General features: G+C 58.2%; 17 protein-coding genes. 11 read left to right on the top strand and 6 right to left on the bottom strand.

The window, feature by feature from the left end; all coding sequences use genetic code 11:
- Positions 1-956 precede the first annotated feature (956 nt).
- Genes cysN through PIB16_RS15570 form a run of 3 tightly spaced genes read right to left on the bottom strand, consistent with a single transcriptional unit; the run spans position 957 to position 4,204 of the window.
- The gene (gene cysN, locus PIB16_RS15580; protein WP_080856054.1) at positions 957-2,441 is read right to left on the bottom strand and encodes a sulfate adenylyltransferase subunit CysN; all 1,485 of its coding nucleotides are present in this window, start codon (positions 2,439-2,441) and stop codon (positions 957-959) included.
- On the bottom strand, positions 2,441-3,394 hold the full coding sequence (cysD, locus tag PIB16_RS15575; protein WP_003520470.1) for a sulfate adenylyltransferase subunit CysD: 954 nt from the start codon (positions 3,392-3,394) through the stop codon (positions 2,441-2,443). The genes cysN and cysD overlap by 1 nt, the downstream gene beginning before the upstream one ends.
- Before the next feature lie 27 nt (positions 3,395-3,421).
- Positions 3,422-4,204, bottom strand: coding sequence for a phosphoadenylyl-sulfate reductase (locus PIB16_RS15570; RefSeq protein WP_161987652.1), 783 nt, complete (start codon positions 4,202-4,204; stop codon positions 3,422-3,424).
- Between the two features lie 204 nt (positions 4,205-4,408).
- Between PIB16_RS15570 and PIB16_RS15565 the strand changes: the two genes are divergently transcribed.
- The 9 genes from PIB16_RS15565 to PIB16_RS15525 all read left to right on the top strand — a co-directional run bounded on the left by PIB16_RS15565 (position 4,409) and on the right by PIB16_RS15525 (position 12,223).
- Positions 4,409-4,849 carry an RrF2 family transcriptional regulator gene (locus PIB16_RS15565; protein WP_003520468.1) on the top strand — a complete coding sequence of 147 codons (441 nt, stop codon included), beginning with the start codon at positions 4,409-4,411 and terminating at the stop codon, positions 4,847-4,849.
- Positions 4,850-5,094: 245 nt separating this feature from the next.
- Positions 5,095-6,120, top strand: coding sequence for a sulfate ABC transporter substrate-binding protein (locus PIB16_RS15560; RefSeq protein ID WP_020009570.1), 1,026 nt, complete (start codon positions 5,095-5,097; stop codon positions 6,118-6,120).
- Positions 6,121-6,317: 197 nt separating this feature from the next.
- Complete coding sequence (cysT, locus tag PIB16_RS15555) at positions 6,318-7,175, top strand: sulfate ABC transporter permease subunit CysT (RefSeq protein WP_003494311.1); 858 nt, start codon at positions 6,318-6,320, stop codon at positions 7,173-7,175.
- Positions 7,168-8,040: a sulfate ABC transporter permease subunit CysW gene (cysW, locus tag PIB16_RS15550; RefSeq protein ID WP_080856056.1), complete on the top strand. Its 873-nt coding sequence runs from the start codon at positions 7,168-7,170 to the stop codon at positions 8,038-8,040. The genes cysT and cysW overlap by 8 nt, the downstream gene beginning before the upstream one ends.
- An 11-nt stretch (positions 8,041-8,051) precedes the next feature.
- Complete coding sequence (locus tag PIB16_RS15545) at positions 8,052-9,092, top strand: sulfate/molybdate ABC transporter ATP-binding protein (protein ID WP_080856057.1); 1,041 nt, start codon at positions 8,052-8,054, stop codon at positions 9,090-9,092.
- Positions 9,093-9,755: 663 nt separating this feature from the next.
- Complete coding sequence (locus PIB16_RS15540; protein ID WP_271045833.1) at positions 9,756-10,655, top strand: transporter; 900 nt, start codon at positions 9,756-9,758, stop codon at positions 10,653-10,655.
- Positions 10,656-10,674: 19 nt separating this feature from the next.
- On the top strand, positions 10,675-11,106 hold the full coding sequence (locus PIB16_RS15535) for a hypothetical protein (RefSeq protein ID WP_271045832.1): 432 nt from the start codon (positions 10,675-10,677) through the stop codon (positions 11,104-11,106).
- Positions 11,107-11,210: 104 nt separating this feature from the next.
- Positions 11,211-11,570, top strand: coding sequence for a hypothetical protein (locus PIB16_RS15530; RefSeq protein WP_271045831.1), 360 nt, complete (start codon positions 11,211-11,213; stop codon positions 11,568-11,570).
- The gene (locus PIB16_RS15525; protein ID WP_271045830.1) at positions 11,567-12,223 is read left to right on the top strand and encodes a C39 family peptidase; all 657 of its coding nucleotides are present in this window, start codon (positions 11,567-11,569) and stop codon (positions 12,221-12,223) included. Before PIB16_RS15530 ends, PIB16_RS15525 begins: the two co-directional genes overlap by 4 nt.
- An 80-nt stretch (positions 12,224-12,303) precedes the next feature.
- Here the strand turns inward: PIB16_RS15525 and PIB16_RS15520 are convergent, their stop codons facing one another.
- The 3 genes from PIB16_RS15520 to PIB16_RS15510 form a co-directional block, all read right to left on the bottom strand.
- Complete coding sequence (locus PIB16_RS15520; protein WP_271045829.1) at positions 12,304-13,317, bottom strand: NAD(P)H-quinone oxidoreductase; 1,014 nt, start codon at positions 13,315-13,317, stop codon at positions 12,304-12,306.
- 88 nt (positions 13,318-13,405) lie between these two features.
- Entirely contained in the window at positions 13,406-15,208 is a 1,803-nt protein-coding gene (locus PIB16_RS15515) for a GGDEF domain-containing protein (RefSeq protein WP_065654280.1), read from the bottom strand.
- Between the two features lie 166 nt (positions 15,209-15,374).
- The gene (locus PIB16_RS15510) at positions 15,375-15,611 is read right to left on the bottom strand and encodes a ribbon-helix-helix domain-containing protein (RefSeq protein ID WP_080856059.1); all 237 of its coding nucleotides are present in this window, start codon (positions 15,609-15,611) and stop codon (positions 15,375-15,377) included.
- A 368-nt stretch (positions 15,612-15,979) separates the two neighbouring features.
- On the opposite strand from PIB16_RS15510, the gene betI reads away from it, so the two are divergent.
- Entirely contained in the window at positions 15,980-16,600 is a 621-nt protein-coding gene (gene betI / locus PIB16_RS15505; protein WP_065654279.1) for a transcriptional regulator BetI, read from the top strand.
- A gap of 30 nt (positions 16,601-16,630) precedes the next feature.
- On the top strand, positions 16,631-18,094 hold the full coding sequence (betB, locus tag PIB16_RS15500; protein ID WP_271045919.1) for a betaine-aldehyde dehydrogenase: 1,464 nt from the start codon (positions 16,631-16,633) through the stop codon (positions 18,092-18,094).
- Positions 18,095-18,132 lie beyond the last annotated feature (38 nt).

Here is an 18,132-nt window from a genome sequence, read left to right as displayed (position 1 = left end):
AAATGGAACATATGCCCATATCTGCCCCGGAAAAGGTGGGTTTTCAGGAAGCAATCGCCGTTCGGGACGTGGGGGTCGGAGGTTCGAATCCTCTCACTCCGACCAGCTTGAAGCCCAATAGTTACAGCGGTTTGCAACTCATCCCGAAAATTCCAAGATCGAAATCTCGCACCGAAACCGGATCTGCGAAAACCTGTTCCGGCTGGGCTGCATTCGCCGATCGCGTCTGAAAATCAGGGCGCAGGTGCGAATAACTGCGTTCAAATTGCCGTTCTTGAACCGGTATCCGCTTTGGGAGGGAGTGTTTCTTTCCACATCCGCTCACGGATGCGAATCGTCGCCGTCAAACAGGGGATGGATTGCTTCGGCGAGCTTTTGTTGTCGCCACCCGGCATCCCAACAAAAGAGGCCCGTCGCTCCGCCAAGCGCCAGGCCTCAATGTCGCGGCCTGTTTCAGGGGACGCGCGACAGGAATCGTCTTAGAAGCCTCAATTCTTCTTCACAATCCGAGAAGTTATCCATCACCGTCACGGTCCCTGAATTTCAGGGGCATCGTCGCGATCAACTTATCGCGATCAAAAAAGAGGCCCGCTGCTTTTTCAAACAACGAGCCTCTGTTGGGCCGCTTGGCGGAGCGACCGCATGCAAATTCGCCTTTCGTGCATGAACGTCGAATGAACAAACAGCTTTTTATGCTGCCGAGAAACAACCCGTAAAAATCAGGAGAGCGGCATGGATCGGAAAGCCGCCTCAACCGTTATTCAACCATACAACAATGGAGGATAGCATGCTGAAGGGTATCGCATTGTGGGCTATGGGCGTTCCGATCTTCGTGATCATTCTGCTTTATATGTTCGTGTTTTAGGCCATCCGCAGTCTCTGACACGGAAAAGGCTCTGAAGCGAAAAAGGCGACCGCTTTGACGGTCGCCTTTTGTTTGTCTGAGCGGGTGCGTGTCAGCCCAGATCGCCGATCAGCCGCGCGGCGGTTGCGCCGTCCGTGCGGCGGATGTCGATCTCGTCGCGGTGCTTGGCGAGGAGCTCGCTGGCCAGCAGTTTTTCCGCAAGATCGGCAGGCAGCGAGAGAATGACCCGGTCGCCCTTTTCTTCCGTCGCACCGACGCTGCGCTTGCCGGCGATCATGCCGCCCGCAACCGTGTTGTTGGTGTCGGGATCGATCAGGATGAAGGAACCGGTCGAGCGGTTCTGTTCATAAGGATCGAAGATCGCCGTCTCGTCGAAGGAAAGCCGCACCTTGCCGATGGCGTTCATCGGCAGCGAGGTTTCATGCGCCTGCCATTCGCCTTCCTTCAGGTTCAGCTGGCTGACAGGCTGTACGCTGACGCGCTGGCGGCGGCTGCCGCTTTTCAGCCAGTAGCGCTTGCCTGCCTCGATGCCGCCCGGCTGCAACGCCACGATCTGGGCGTCGAAGGCAAGGCCGGTCTGCGGCTGCGCCTCGATGGAGACGATCATGTCGCCGCGCGACACATCCACCTGACGGTCGAGGACGAGCGTGACCGCATCGCCCGCGACGGCGGCGTTGCGCACCAGATCGAAGGTGACGATCTGCTTGACATTCGCGACCATGCCGGAAGGCAGGACAACGACGCTGTCGCCCGGCTTCACCGAACCGCCGGCAACCGTGCCCTGATAACCGCGGAAACTTTCACCGGGGCGCGAGACGCGCTGCACCGGCAGGCGGAAGCCGCCGGATTGCGCGGAGCGCACCGTGGCAAGCTCCAGCGTCTCCACCAGCGTCGGGCCTTCATACCAGGGCATGGAGGCCTTGCCGGAGAGAACGACGTTTTCACCCTTTAGCGCCGACATCGGAATGGCGGTGATCTGCTTGATGCCGAGATTGGACGCGAAATCGCGGAATTCATGGGCGATCAGCTCGAAACCGGCCTTGTCGTAATGCGTCAGGTCGATCTTGTTGACGGCCAGCACGAATTGCCGGATGCCCATCAGCGCCGCAATGGTGGCGTGGCGGCGCGTCTGTTCCAGAATGCCGGTGCGCGCATCGACGAGCAGCACGGCGAGATCGGCGGTGGAAGCGCCGGTCGCCATGTTGCGGGTATATTGCTCATGGCCGGGCGTGTCGGCCACGATGAAGGCGCGCCGGTCGGTGGCGAAATAGCGATAGGCGACATCGATGGTGATGCCCTGTTCGCGCTCCGCCTGAAGACCGTCGAGCAGCAGCGCGAAATCGGGCAGGCCGAGATCGTTCTGCTTGCCGCTGTCGCGGTGCAGGGTTGCGGCCTGGTCTTCCTTGACGGCCTTGGTGTCCCAGAGAAGACGGCCGATCAAGGTCGACTTGCCATCATCCACGCTGCCGCAGGTGATGAGACGCAGCGGGCGCGTATCGCGCGCCGCCTTCGAATGTTCGGCAAAGGGCAGAATGGTTGCGGAAGAGGAGGGGGTGTTGGCGGCGGCAGTGCTCATCAGAAATACCCCTCGCGCTTCTTCTTCTCCATCGAGCCGGACTGGTCGCGGTCAATCGCACGGCCCTGCCGTTCGGAAACGGTGGCGATTTCGAGTTCCGCGATGACTTCCTGAAGCGTCGCCGCCTCGGAACGGATCGCGCCGGTCAGCGGGAAGCAGCCGAGCGTGCGGAAGCGGATCGAGCCATGCTTGATCTCTTCGCCGGGCAGCAGTTCCAGCCGCTCGTCTTCGGCCAGAATCATCATGCCGTCGCGTTCGACATAGGGACGTTCGGCGGCGTAATAGAGCGGCACCAGCGGAATGTTTTCCGCCTCGATGTAACGCCAGATATCCACTTCGGTCCAGTTGGAGAGCGGGAAGGCGCGCACGCTTTCGCCCTTGCGGACCATGCCGTTATAGATGTTCCACAGTTCCGGGCGCTGGTTGCGCGGGTCCCATTTATGGTCGGGCGTGCGGAAGGAATAGATGCGTTCCTTGGCGCGGCTCGCCTCCTCATCGCGGCGCGCGCCGCCGAAGGCCGCATCGAACTGGCCGGCATCGAGCGCCTGGCGCAGCGCTTCGGTCTTCATGATGTCGGTGTAAAGCGCCGAACCGTGGGTAAAGGGCGTTACGTTTTCGCTCGCACCGCGCGGGTTGGTGTAGGAAATCAGGTCGAGATCGTATTCCTTGACGATATTGTCGCGGAATTCGATCATTTCCTTGAACTTCCAGCCGGTATTGACGTGCAGCAGCGGGAAGGGAATGCGGCCGGGGAAAAACGCCTTGCGCGCGAGATGCAGCAGCACGGATGAATCCTTGCCGATGGAATAGAGCATCACGGGCTTGTCGAATTCGGCGGCGACTTCGCGGAAGATGTGAATGGCTTCGTTTTCAAGCGCCTTCAGATGGGGATCGAGCGGCGGCTTGGATGCGACAGTATTCTTGCTGTCCGTCTCGTGGACTGCGTTGGACATTGTGAACTCCGGGAATGTACTGAATGATTATCGTTGCGGGATGGCAGAAACGGCGGATGTCTGCTCCGCACCAGCGACGTGAAGACCGCATTCGCGTTTCTCGTCGTTTTCCCACCACCATCGTCCGGCGCGCTCTGGCTCGCCGGGCTTGATGGCGCGCGTACACGGCTCACAGCCGATGGAGGGGTAACCGCGCTGATGCAACGGATTGACGGGAATGTTCTCCTGGGCGACATGCGCCCGGATGAGGTCGATATCCCAGTCAGCCAGCGGATTGATCTTGATGAGATTGCGCTCCGCATCGAACTCGGCGAAAGGCGTCGTGGCGCGATTGCCCGACTGGCCGCGTCTGAGGCCGGTGATCCAGAAGGCGGCGCCTTCCAGCGCCTTGCCGAGCGGGATCAGCTTTCTGACATGACAGCAGGCATGACGGGCTTCGACGCTTTCGTAAAAACCGTTCAGACCGTATTTTTCGGCGTAAGCGTCGATATCGTCCTGTTCCGGGCGGAAGCGGCGGATTTCGATGCCGAAACGCTCTTCGGTCTCATCGATGAGATCGACGGTTTCCTTGAACAGCCGTCCGGTTTCGAGCGTCACGACGTCGATCGGCAGGCGATGCGTGCCGATGGCGGCCGTAATGACCTGATCCTCGATGCCGAGGCTGGTGGTGAAGACCGCCCGCCCGCCGAGGCCGGCGATAAACGAAAGCCGACCCGCCAGATCGAGCCCGGCAAGCGTGGCGTCGAGGGAAGCGGCATCGGCAGAGGCATTTGCTGAATTGATCGTCATTGTCACGTCCGGGATTTCCATGGCCGATTATTGTTGAAATCCGGCCTTTGGAACAGAAATGACAGTCTTTGTGCGCTGCACTTGAGAGCAAAAATGCCTCACGCGCGCAGGGTATGAGCAAAAGATACCCGTTCACCTTCTTCGCAGCTTGGATTTGAATTGTGACAACTTCTGCGCTAAGCCGGAATTGCCGGGTTTCCGGGCTTGTGGTCTACTGGTTTTACGATGATTTCGCAGAAGGCAAAATATGCGCTGAGGGCGCTCCTTTCGCTGGCCAAGGCCGACGGGGCCTGTCCTGTGCAGATTTCCGACATCGCCCGCGAACAGGCCATTCCGAAAAAGTTTCTGGAGCAGATCCTTCTCGAAATGAAGAAGGAACGCCTGGTCGAAAGCCGGCGTGGCAAGCAGGGCGGTTATCTCTTGGCGCGCCCGGCTGCGGATATCACCTTCGGCGAGGTGCTGCGCCTCATCGACGGGCCGCTTGCTCCCTTGCCCTGCCTGTCGCAGACCGCCTATCGCCGCTGCGAGGATTGCGACGGCGAGAAGCAGTGCGAGATCCGCCACGTCTTTGCCCGCGTGGCCGATGCCACCCGCAACATCCTTTTCAACACCACCATCGCCGACGCCGTGGCCGGTGTCGAAGTGCCCGAGCTTTTGACAGCCTGACGAAAAAATCGTCTAAAACCCCGTAATATTTTTCGCCGCCAGCGCAAAAAATCGTCAAAAATGTGAAACGGTTTTGCATTCAGCAAAGTTTTACACGACGCTTGTTGCGCCTTTCGCTTATGCTGCGCTGTATTTGTTGCCTGGGAAAACGCTCTCGGGAAACACTTTTTCGATCGTATTCGGCCTCATTGACCAACTCTACTCAACCGGTAGAGTTAAGCCATCGCAATCAGGAGGGAATACCGATGTCCAAGCTTCTGTCCGGTTTGAGCGTTGTTGCGCTTAGCCTCTCACTGGCACTTGGCGGCGCTGGCTCGGCCGCCGCTCAGACCAAGCTGCTCAACGTATCCTACGATCCGACCCGTGAACTCTACAAGGACTTCAACGAAGCCTTCGCCAAGAAGTGGAAGGCCGATACCGGCGAGGACGTCACCATCCAGCAGTCGCATGGCGGCTCCGGCAAGCAAGCGCGTTCGGTCATCGACGGTCTGGAGGCGGATGTTGTGACGCTGGCGCTGCAGAGCGATATCGACGCCATCGTCCAGAATTCCGGCAAGATCAACAAGGACTGGCGCACCCGCCTGCCGCATAATTCCTCGCCTTACACCTCGACCATCGTTTTCCTGGTGCGCAAGGGTAACCCCAAGGGCATCCATAATTGGGGCGATCTGGTGAAGGGCGACGTGCAGATCGTGACGCCGAACCCCAAGACCTCGGGCGGCGCGCGCTGGAACTATCTGGCGGCCTGGGCCTGGGCCAATGAAGAATTCAAGGGCGACAAGGACAAGATCAAGGCCTATGTCGGCGAGCTCTACAAGCGCGCCCCGGTTCTCGACACCGGCGCCCGTGGCTCCACGGTCACCTTCGCACAGCGCCAGATCGGCGATGTGCTGCTCGCCTGGGAAAACGAAGCCTATCTCGCCGGTCAGGAATTCGGCGCTGACGCCTTCGATATCGTCGTGCCGCCGATCTCGATCCTTGCCGAACCGCCGGTCGCCGTGGTGGACGCCAATGTCGATGCCAAGGGCACCCGCAAGGCGGCGGAAGCCTATCTGCAATATCTCTATTCCGACGAGGGCCAGAATATCGCGGCGAAGCACTTTTACCGCCCGTCGAACCCCGCCGTGGTCTCCAAGGATCTGCTCAAGCAGCTGCCCGACATCAAGCTCGTCACCATTGACGACCCGCAGTTCGGCGGTTGGGCCAAGGCGCAGCCTGAACATTTTGGTGACGGCGGCATCTTCGACCAGATTTACAAGCCCGCAAAGTAAGCGGATGATAGGCTGAAAAGCGATCGTCCGTCCGCTGGGACAAGCGAAACGAAAAATCGATCGACCGGACACAGTGCCGGTCGATACTTTATAATAAACGCCGGGGAACACCGGCTCCCAGAGAGCATTTCCAGGAAAAGTGGACCCCGGTTTCCTGTCCGGAAATGCGCCAAACTAAAGATTTATCCGGAGCCTTGATGAGCAATAATACATCCGGAAACAGGTGGAAATGGCGGCAGTCGAGCGTCATACCGGGCTTCGGCCTGACGCTTGGTTACACAGTGACCTATCTGTTTCTCATCATTCTTATTCCGCTTGGCGGCCTTGTCTGGTCCACGGCGAAACTGGGTTTTTCAGATTTCATTGCGATTGCCACGGATAGCCGCACGCTGAATGCGCTGCGTGTCAGTTTCGGAACGGCATTTCTTGCTGCGCTGGTCAACGCGGTCTTCGGTGTCATCGTCGCCTGGGTGCTGACGCGTTACCGTTTTCCCGGCCGCCGCTTCGTCGATGCCATCGTCGATCTGCCTTTCGCCCTGCCAACGGCGGTCGCCGGTATCGCGCTGACCACGCTTTACGCCAATCGCGGCTGGGTCGGTTCGCTGTTCGAACCCTTCGGCATCAAGATCGCCTTCACGCCGACCGGCATCGTCATCGCGCTGATCTTCATCGGCCTGCCCTTTGTTGTGCGCACCGTGCAGCCGGTCATGGAAGAAATCGACCGGCAGGTGGAGGAGGTGGCCGCCACGCTTGGCGCCAATCGTTTCCAGACCATCACCCGCGTTCTGCTGCCGAGCCTCACACCCGCGATCCTCACCGGTTTTGCGCTCGCCTTCGCACGCGGTGTCGGCGAATATGGTTCGGTCATCTTCATCGCCGGCAATATTCCTTACGTCTCGGAAATCGCGCCGCTCCTCATCGTCATCCGGCTGGAAGAGTTCAATTATGCGGCCGCGACCGGCATCGCCACCATCATGCTGATCATCTCGTTCGCCATGCTGTTCCTCATCAATCTCATTCAGGCCTGGAGCCGCAAGAGGTACGGTTATGTCTGAGACCGCTTCCCGCACGTCCCCCCGGCCGTTCCGCGACCCCGCCAGCGAGAGCTTTCCCGCCCGGCTGGCGTTGATCGCCATCGCCTTCGTCTTCCTCGCCGCTTTTCTGGTTCTGCCGCTGGTCTCGGTCTTCTTCGAAGCCTTCCGCAAGGGCACGGAAAGCTTCTGGGAGGCGATTGTCGAGCCGGATGCACTCTCTGCTATCCGCCTGACGCTGCTCGTCGCCGCCATTTCCGTGCCGCTGAACCTCATCTTCGGGGTGATGGCCGCCTGGGCGATTGCGAAGTTCGAGTTCAAGGGCAAGGCATTCCTGATTACGCTCATCGACCTGCCGTTCTCGATCTCGCCGGTCATATCGGGCCTCGTCTATGTCATCCTGTTCTCATCCCACAGCGTGCTGGGGCCATGGCTGAAGAGCTACGGCATCGAGATCCTCTTCGCCGTGCCGGGCATCGTGCTCGCCACCATCTTCGTCACCTTTCCCTTCGTCGCGCGCGAACTGATCCCGCTGATGCAGGATCAGGGCAATGGCGACGAGGAGGCGGCGATTTCGCTCGGTGCTTCCGGCTGGCAGACCTTCTGGTATGTCACGCTGCCGAACATCAAATGGGGCCTGCTTTACGGGGTGCTGCTCTGCAACGCCCGCGCCATGGGCGAGTTCGGCGCCGTCTCGGTGGTCTCGGGCCATATTCGCGGCGAGACCAACACCATGCCGCTGCATGTCGAGATACTCTATAATGAGTACAATATGGGCGCGGCCTTTGCGGTGGCGACGCTGCTCGCCGGTCTGGCGCTCGTGACGCTCATTCTCAAAACCATTCTCGAAATACGCTTTGGCGCGGGCAACGCAGCCGGCAAGCACTGAAAGGCATCTTCATGGAAGTGAAAGTTTCCGGCATCACCAAGCAGTTCGACCGCTTTCCGGCGCTGAACGATGTGTCGCTCGACATTCGTTCCGGCGAGCTGATCGCGCTGCTCGGTCCTTCCGGCTCCGGCAAGACGACGCTGCTGCGTCTCATCGCCGGTCTCGAACAGCCGACGCAGGGGCAAATCTTCTTCGGCGACGAGGATGCGTCCCACCGCACGGTGCAGGAGCGCAATGTCGGTTTCGTGTTCCAGCATTACGCCCTGTTCCGCCATATGACGGTGGCCGACAATATCGCTTTCGGCCTCAAGGTGCGCCCCTCCGCCAACCGCCCGCCGAAAGCCGAGATCCGCAAACGCGTATCCGAACTTCTCGACATGGTGCATCTCTCCGGCCTCGAAAAGCGCTATCCGACCCAGCTCTCCGGTGGCCAGCGCCAGCGCGTGGCGCTCGCCCGCGCCGTCGCCATCGAGCCAAAGGTCCTGCTTCTCGATGAACCTTTCGGCGCGCTGGATGCCAAGGTGCGCAAGGAACTGCGCCGCTGGCTGCGCGAATTCCACGACCGCACCGGCCACACCACCGTTTTCGTCACCCACGATCAGGAAGAGGCGCTGGAACTGGCCGACCGCGTCGTCGTCATGAGCCAGGGCAAGATCGAACAGGTGGGCACGGCGGATGACGTCTACGACACGCCCAACTCCCCCTTCGTCTTCTCCTTCATCGGCGAATCCTCCAGCCTGCCGGTGACGAGCCGCGATGGCCATGTGCTGTTCCAGGGCGAAAGCATCGGCATCGATGAAAGCGGTTCTGGCGAGGGCGAGCTTTTCTTCCGTCCGGAAGATGTGGTGCTGACGCAAGAGAAGGATGCGCTTTACGGCAAGGTCACCACCTGTCGCCGCCTTGCCGGCACCCGCATCGCCGAAATCGACATCGCCAATAACGGCCATGAGCCCTATCACCTCGAAATCGAGGTGCCGCTCAACGCCGCCGTGGCGGTGGGCGCGGAACTGCGCTTCCGGCCGACGCGGTGGAAGGTATTCGGGAAGAAATAAGGGGAGAGGTGACCGCAATTGACGGTCGCTGATCCGGCGCTCTCCCCAGTTCTCCGTCATACCGGCCTTGAGCCGGTATCCAGCCAGCCCAAGTCTTTGGGCTGAACGGAGTCCTTTCGTCGCGCAGACGCGCGCCGGCTGGATGCCGGGTCAAGCCCGGCATGACGGAAGAGGCGTGTCACGAGTACCTCGAGCATCGAGCTTGCCGCACCGGCACTCGAGGCGCAGATTTCCCCAATCGTCGAAGCAATACGCAAAAACGGAAAAGGGCCGCCTAAGCGACCCTTCCATGAGTTTGGTCCTGTTTACAGACCCGGGACTGTTTCTCAACGTTCCGAAGGCAGAAGAGGTTTACAACGAGGGCTGCCCCGTCGAAAACACACCCTTTCCATTGCCTGCACCAGAGACCGAAATCTCACTAGACATTGGATCACCTCCTTCCGATACGTTGAACATAACTAGAAGGTAGTACGATTCGTCAGTAATGCAAGTTCTTCTCCTGAAATTGCTCACTGCCTCCTAATCGCTTGCCAAAATAAACTTGAATTAAGTTCTCATGTTAAATAAGTATTTATCATTATTTTTTTGGAGGTTGCGCGAGGTATATTCGTTTTTTTTACTATTAAAATAAACAATATTAGAATACTTCTCTATTTATCGTCCATGTTTTCTATTATTCCCAGCGTAAGTTACGCTCAAGAAGTGCCGCGAGAGCAGGATGGATTGGGATTTGCGCTCGAAGAGCTGCTGACGGACAAGGGTAAGCTACGTCTCGATGTCGGTATGACCTATAATGCCAAGTCTGGCGACGATATCTCTGCTGCTTATCAAACAATTGAAACGGGAGCTGGAAAATTTGTATCCGTTCCAGTCAATGTCGGATTAGGCAAACGGGAAGCGGACATTGCGATAGGCACCGTAAGCGCGCGTTACGGGTTGACATCGAAAACGGAGCTATTTGCTCGCACATCGTTGTACACCGCGAATATCCGGATGTCGGGTGGCATTATCGATTTCAGTAAAAATGAAACAAATTCCGGATTTCTCAATCTGGCCCTCGGTGTAAATCAGAGATTTATTGAGGAAGGTAAATATCCGGGCCTTATTGGATTTATTGATGTAACGGCTGCAGAAAAAGCGGATTCAGCAGGTTCGACCGTAGTGTTTGGAAAGTCAGGTGCCATCGGTCTGACTGCTTACAAAACCTTGGACCCGGTCGTCTTGTCGTTTACCGCCGGCTTTCGACCGTCTCTTTCTCGCTCTGTCAATGGCGACGACATCAACCCCGGCGACACCGTTTTCGTTAATCCAAGCATCGCTTTTGCAGTCAACAATGAATTGACCCTGACAGGTGGACTCTCTCTCCGCTTTCAAGGGGCAGACGAAGTCAACGGCAAATCCCGCTCGGTCCGTCAAACACGAGGCGAACTGGAATTCGGGGTGGCCTATGCTGTGAATCAGACAACGACATTTAGAGCCAATGCCCAAGCCGAAGTCGTTGGTCAGAACGGACTTACCCTTGGCGCTTCTATTGCCAAAAAATTTGGTGGAGCAACGCCTTAACCCAGAAAGGAGCAGTAGAATGAAGTTTATTGCGCATGCCTTATTGCTATTTATTTCGCTTGTAGCCGCGCCAGCGATGGCTGATAAACTTAATGCAACCGATATTCAGTTTGCATTCGGTGGGGTTCACGCTACGGCCAAAGAATCTCGTTCTCTGAAGCCCGTAAAGATCAAGTCAGAGGCGGCCCAGAAGCGAATTCAGTCCTTTGAAGTAGTTTCTGCGACTCCGCTTTCGCAAAAGGAAATGAAGGAAACCGAGGGCTCTGCATTTAAATTGCTCAGTCCGGGCGGCGGTGGAAGGATATGCGGCGTTATTTGCGGTGGCTATGGCTTCCGAATGGACTATCGAGCCAATCCATCCCCGACGATGCTACATTTTCACTTGGGAGCTATTTCTAGCCGCGATTGGGGCGGGCACCGACCATGGAACGCTCCTTGGCGGACATACTGACAGTAACACTTGGAGCAATTTACGTGTGGGATGACGAAAGTTCCGCACCTTAAAGAATAATCTCCCGGTTCCACCGGGAGCCTTTCTAACTTACGGAGGTAAATATGCGCGTAGTGAAGTCAATCGCACCGGAGTACTTCGACGAAGTCCGAAAAATGCTTATGGAAACGAAAGATCAATGGAGAATAGTTATAAAAAAAAATAGTGAGAAAATTCTGCCTATCGAAAAAAAATTCATAGACGAGATAGTTGATAAAGATCTTTGGGGAGAGATTCCAACTGTCATAGCGACTAAAGGAACCCCTGAAGTTCCCGTCAATTACAGAGAATATCTGGAGAAGAATGCACAAGATACATTATTGTTCAGATACGACGATGATAGTTTCATCCTCGTAGCCAATCCGGATGACGATATAGCTCGCAGATTTCCCCTTGCCGACGCGAGTTGGTACTATTCAAAATGATAAAATTTGAGAGTTTGGCGATTGCAGTAATTGGATTTATTGCAATCGTCTCTAATCCGATGTCGAGGGTTGTCGCTGCCGATATTGGCAACCCGCAATATGGGGGACGAATAAATGTAACGTCCTGGAAAGCGCTAAGGGACTTTAAGGTCGTAAAGCAAGAGCTGGACTATTCTTGCGGGGCAGCATCTCTGGCTACAGTTTTTAATAGTTTCTACGGTATGGCTACTACCGAAAAAGAGCTTCTTGATTCCATAGGCAAGGACGGTAAGGCATCTTTTGAAGATATGGCGGCGGTGGCTCCTCAATACGGGTTCAAAGGCGCTGGTTTGGCCCTGTCGTTTCAAGATTTGAAACAATTGAAAATACCCGCTATCGCATATCTCAAATATCGGGGAGAGGACCATTTCACCGTTATTCGAGGCATACGCCTGGATGGGGTGGTAAATCTGGGTGACCCGTCTTGGGGGAACCGTCAACTTACAGAGCATCAGTTTCGCAGCATGTGGGAAACCCGCGAGGACCCCAAAGCACGTGGGAAAATCCTTTTGCTAGTTCCATTGAACATACAAACCACGAAAATAAACGAGACTTTTTTCAGCCCCCCAAAAGGCTGGCGGCTTGCTTTAGAAACTATCCCTTTGTCACCATAGAAACATTTGCGCCCTTACATCGGCACCTCCGGGCGCGAGGCAGGTTGGACGCTCTTGTGTTTTTAGATGCATCGATAACCTCACGACACCCGCATCAAGATCTTGCCGATATGGCTGCTGCTTTCCATCAGCCGGTGCGCTTCCACGACCTCATCCAGCGTGAAGACCCGGTTGATGACAGGTGCCAGCTGACCGCTTTCAATGAGTGGCCAGACCTCTGCGACGAGGTCGTCGCGGATGGCGCGTTTTTCGTCGGCCGTGCGGGGGCGCATGGTGGAGCCCGTGACGGTGAGGCGTTTGACCATGATGGGGGTGAGGTTGACCTTTTCGGCCACGGCGCCGCCCAGAAAGGCGATGATGGACAGGCAGCCGTCCTTGGCGAGTGCCGAAAGGTTCTTTTCGAAATAGGCCGCACCGATCATGTCGAGAACGACATCGACGCCCTTGCCGCCGGTTTCGGCTTTAACGACTTCGGCGAAATCCTCCTCGCGGTAGTTGATCGCCCGTTTGGCGCCGAGCTTCACGCAGGCTTCGCATTTTTCCGCAGAACCCGCCGTGGCATAGACTTCCGCGCCGAAGGCTTTGGCAAGCTGGATGGCCGTCGTGCCGATGCCGCTGGTGCCGCCATGGATAAGGACGCTTTCCCCTTCGGTGAGGCCCGCCATCTGGAAGAGGTTGGCCCAGACGGTGAAGAAGGTTTCCGGCAAAGCCGCGGCTTTGACGGCGTCGTAACCCTTCGGGAAGGGCAGGGCCTGCCCGGCCGGCACGGTGCAATATTGCGCATAGCCGCCGCCATTGGCGAGCGCGCAGACTTTGTCGCCCAGCTTGAATTCGGTAACGCCTTCACCCAGAGCAACCACCTCGCCGGCGATTTCAAGGCCCAGGATCGGGCTTGCATCCTTCGGCGGCGGATAGGTGCCCTGCCGCTGTGCCACATCCGGCCGGTTGACGCCCGCCGCCTCGACCTTTACCAGAACCTCGCCTTTTGCGGGCTTCGGCAAAGGCGCTTGCGAAAGCCGCATCACCTCCGGGCCGCCATGGGAAGGGAGGTCGATGAAGCGCATTGTTTCGGGCAGGGTCTTGGTGTCGGGCATGGTCAGTGGCAACTCCTCACGTGTCGGCGTCGCCTGAAGATGTAGGTCAGATGCGCCGCTTAGGGAAGGAGGCCGTTTGTCACGAGTGTCAATTTGTCTCGCCGAAGACCCGGACGACGAGACCGCCTTCGTTTTCCTTCGCAGCCGCCTTCACGCCAGCGATCTCGCTGCCGATCCGCTCGGGATTGGCGATGATCAACCCTTTCGGCAAGGTCAGAACGCCAATGGAGCAGCGTAGCAGCGCGAAGTCCCGCTCATTGCCGTGGCGGTCCTGGCCCTTCATGCAGCCGGCGGCGCGGTCCTCGTCCGAATAGAGTTCGGCGACGTCGTCGTGAAAATCGCTGAGCAGCCGCTCGAGGATTTCCGTCAGCTCCTCCACCGTCCAGTCACGCACGCCGATGAAAAAATCGTCGCCGCCGATATGGCCGAGGAAACAATCGCCGGCAAAAAAGTAACGGCGCATCAGGGCCGAAAACAGGGTGATGGCGTGGTCGCCAGCGTTGAAGCCGTATTTGTCGTTGAAGGGTTTGAAATTATCGAAGTCGCAATAACAGAAGAAGCGCGCCTCGTCGCCATCGCTGCAACGGTCGGCAATGAAACCGCCAATCGCGCGGTTGCCGGGCAGCGCCGTCAGCGGGTTCTGATCCTGCGCCATCTTCAGCTGTTTTTCATTGATGACTTTGATGAGCGAAGCGGCGGAAACAATGCCGGCGTAACGCATGTTTTCGGTGAGGATGATGCAGGCGCTGCCGCCCATGCTGGCGAACATGTTCATCAATTGATCGGCATCCGCATCGAGGCCGACAATCGGCGCGGGATCGACGAAATGGGAAATGGTGCGCTCGTAGATCTTGTTCTTGAGCAGGTCGCGGCCGAAGGGTCGGTAGATATATTCCTTGAGGTGATATTCGTTGATGACGCCGCGCGGTTCGCCATTGGCGTTGAGAACCGGGAAAAACGCCTGCTGCGGATTTCTGCGGAACAGTTCGAAGACGCTGTCGACGCTGTCATGCTCGAAGACGGTCGGAAGACGCTCGATTTCGCGGCGAATGAGAATCTCATCCAGCGTCTGGCTGCTGCGCCGCGCCACGCCCATGCGGTTGATGTGGGGAAAGCTCTCCGGCAGCTCGCTGGTGAAGACCGTGGGCCTCGCGATCAGCCAGCCCTGCACCAGATCGACGCCGAATTCGCGGCAGGTCAGAAACTCCGCTTCGGTTTCGATGCCTTCCGCAATGACCCGCACACCAAGAACATGGGCGATGTTGACGATGTTGCGCACAAGGTGCTGCTTGCGCGGCAATTGGTCGACGCCGGTGATGAAATGCCGGTCGATCTTCAGGTAATCCAGCGGGAAATCACACAGCAGCTTCATCTCGCCATGACCGGCGCCGAAATCGTCGATGGCCAGCTTGAAGCCTTCCTTGCGCATGCGGGCAATCAGCGCCGTGAATTCCGGCACGCTGGTATTGTCGAAACGTTCGGAAAGCTCAAAGCAGATGGAGGATGCGGGAATGCCCGCCCGCGCCAGATGGCCGACGAGCTTGTCGAGAATGGCGTCGCCATGCGGGATCAGCCGCACATCCAGATTGAGGAACAGGGTGGCGGAGGAGAAATCGGGCAGGGTGGAGAATTTTGCGAGAGCGCGGCTCGCCAGCATCTGCTCGAAGGCCTTCAGCTCGCCATCGGCGGCAGCCTGGTCGAGAAGCGCCAGCGGATTGGAAAAACCGAGCCGGTCATGGCCGCGCATCAGCGATTCATAACCAAAAATCGTGCCTGTCGTCGCCTCTACAATCGGCTGAAACGCCGTCTCGAGCACCAGTTTCGCCATGGGAAACATGTGCCCGGAGGCAAAACGCCTTATGACATCGTTCTCCAGCGTGACGGCCTGCATATGTCTCTCCGCTCATGTTCTTACGCCCGGTTTTAAATCCTTGGGCGCCCATTATTTTTGGGCAAACAATTGCAGATCACAGGTCAACAAAAGCTTTCACCACTGTGAAGCTTTCGTGAACCTTTTATAACAACCCCTTGGATATTAAAGGTTGTTGCGCGGCGGTTCAGGCCCTTCGCGCATGTCCGGTGTGTGCGGCGTAAAGGTCCGCAACGTTGAGCCGCTCCCGGTCCGCATCCGCCGCTGGTCTTGAAGCCGATCCGGTGCCCTGCGCGGTGGAGGCCGCCCACAGGCGCAGGGCCTCACGAACGACCTCACTGCCGGAAGCATAGGCTCCGCAATTCACGGCCTCACGCATCCTTGCTGCCTGTTCCGGGGAAATCGATACTGTTACCATTGGCATGATATCACTCCCTTCTTTAAACGCTGCGATCGGTCCTTCGATGTCCGGTTTGCGGATCGGGCGCCGTCGTGGTCTAGGCGGGCGTTTTTATCGTCTTTCGTCTGGCGCCGCTTCCAGCGAAATTTGTATCATCAGCGATATTAGCACGAAACGCATTCCATTCCCAATTCGCAGTATATCACGGTTTAGTTTTTCCCCCGTGAACCGGGCGGCAGCATGGGGCTCGCCGCGCTGGCCGATGCCTGCGAAACTATCACTGTCCGCCGGCGGAAAATATGATCCATCGCAAATCAGCGACATAAAATGGCGCGTTTTTTATTGATTGATCGATCAATCAAGAATATTTTGCCGCCATCAAGGAGACGCCTATGCCCAAGATCGGAATGGAGCCTCTGCGCCGGAAGGCGCTGGTGGATGCGGCGCTTCGCACCATAGGCCACCATGGTTCGCTGAATGTGACGATGTCGGATATCGCCCGGGAAGCGGGCGTGTCGGCGGCGCTCGCGCACCATTATTTCGGCAGCAAGCAGCAGCTTCTGCTGGAAACCATTCGCAGCCTGCTGCGCGATCTCAGGCGTGATGCGGTGGCGGCTTTGACCCGCGCTTCCGGCCCGCGTGAAAGGTTGAGCGCCATCGTGCATGTCTCCTTCCAGAGCGACCAGTTCACGCCCGAAACGGTGGCGGCGTGGCTTGCCTTTTATGTCGAGGCGCAGCGCTCGGAAGAAACCCGCCGCCTGCTCGTGCTATATTCGCGCCGTCTGCGCTCCAACCTCATGGCGAGCCTCAACCGGCTTTGCCCGCCAGACGATGCCGCGCGCATCGCGGAAGGCGCGGCCGCCTTGATCGACGGGCTTTATATTCGCCACAGCCTGCGCTCGGCGCCGCTCGGCCTTGCCTCCGCACCGGCGCTTGTCGAGGATTATTTCGACATGCAGCTCAAATCTTTTCCCGATGGACAGCGCCCAAAGCCGTCCATCCGCGTTCTTTAAGGAGACTTCGACATGACTATCGCGACGCCGCTGAAGGCGCAGCCGAAAGCCTCGCATTTCATCGACGGGGTGTATGTCGAAGACACGACCGGCACGCCGTTCGAGAGCATCTTCCCGGCCACCGGCGAGGTGATTGCAAGGCTGCATGCGGCAACGCCTGCCATCGTCGAGCGCGCCATCGTCTCGGCCAAACGGGCGCAGAAGGAATGGGCGGCGATGAGCCCGATGGCGCGCGGCCGCATCCTCAAACGCGCCGCCGATATCATGCGCGAGCGCAACGATGCGTTGTCCACGCTGGAGACGCTGGATACCGGCAAGCCCATTCAGGAAACCATGGTCGCCGACCCGACCTCCGGCGCGGATGCCTTCGAATTTTTCGGCGGCATCGCCCCTTCCGCGCTGAACGGCGATTACATCCCCCTCGGCGGCGATTTTGCCTATACCAAGCGCGTGCCGCTCGGCGTCTGCGTCGGCATCGGCGCGTGGAACTATCCGCAGCAGATCGCCTGCTGGAAGGCCGCGCCTGCGCTGGTCGCCGGCAATGCCATGGTCTTCAAACCTTCGGAAAACACCCCGCTCGGCGCCTTGAAGATCGCCGAAATCCTCATCGAAGCCGGCCTGCCCAAAGGCCTGTTCAACGTCATCCAGGGGGATCGCGATACCGGCCCGCTGCTCGTTAACCACCCGGATGTGGCCAAGGTCTCGCTTACCGGCTCAGTCCCGACCGGCCGCAAGGTAGCCGCCGCCGCTGCCGGGCATCTGAAGCACGTGACGATGGAACTCGGCGGCAAGTCGCCGCTGATCGTGTTCGACGATGCCGATATCGAAAGCGCGGTGGGCGGGGCCATGCTCGGCAATTTCTATTCCTCCGGCCAGGTCTGCTCCAACGGCACCCGCGTCTTTGTGCAGAAAAAGGCGAAGGAGCGTTTCCTCGACAATCTGAAGCGCCGCACGGAGGCGATGATCCTCGGCGATCCGCTCGACTACGCCACCCGTCTCGGCCCGCTGGTCTCCAAGGTCCAGCAGGAGAAGGTACTTTCCTATATCGAAAAGGGTAAGGCAGAGGGCGCGACGCTCATCACCGGCGGCGGCATTCCCAACAACGTCTCGGGCGAGGGCGCTTATGTGCAGCCGACCGTCTTCGCCGATGTGACCGACGACATGACCATCGCCCGTGAGGAAATCTTCGGCCCGGTCATGTGCGTGCTGGATTTCGACGATGAGGACGAGGTTCTCGCTCGCGCCAACGCCACCGAATTCGGTCTCGCCGGCGGCGTCTTCACCGCCGATCTCGCCCGCGCCCATCGCGTGGTCGACCAGCTGGAAGCGGGCACGCTGTGGATCAATACCTATAATCTCTGCCCGGTCGAAATCCCCTTCGGCGGTTCCAAGCAATCCGGCTTCGGGCGGGAGAATTCGGCCGCCGCGCTGGAGCATTATAGTGAGCTGAAGACGGTTTATGTGAGCACGGGGAAGGTGGACGCGCCTTATTGATGGGGCGGTGCGTGGGGCTTACCCCCCTCTGCCCTGCC

It is taken from the genome of Agrobacterium sp. ST15.13.015, assembly GCF_027871645.1.
Lineage (GTDB): Bacteria > Pseudomonadota > Alphaproteobacteria > Rhizobiales > Rhizobiaceae > Agrobacterium > Agrobacterium leguminum.
This window is presented reverse-complemented; position numbering and strand designations above follow the sequence as displayed.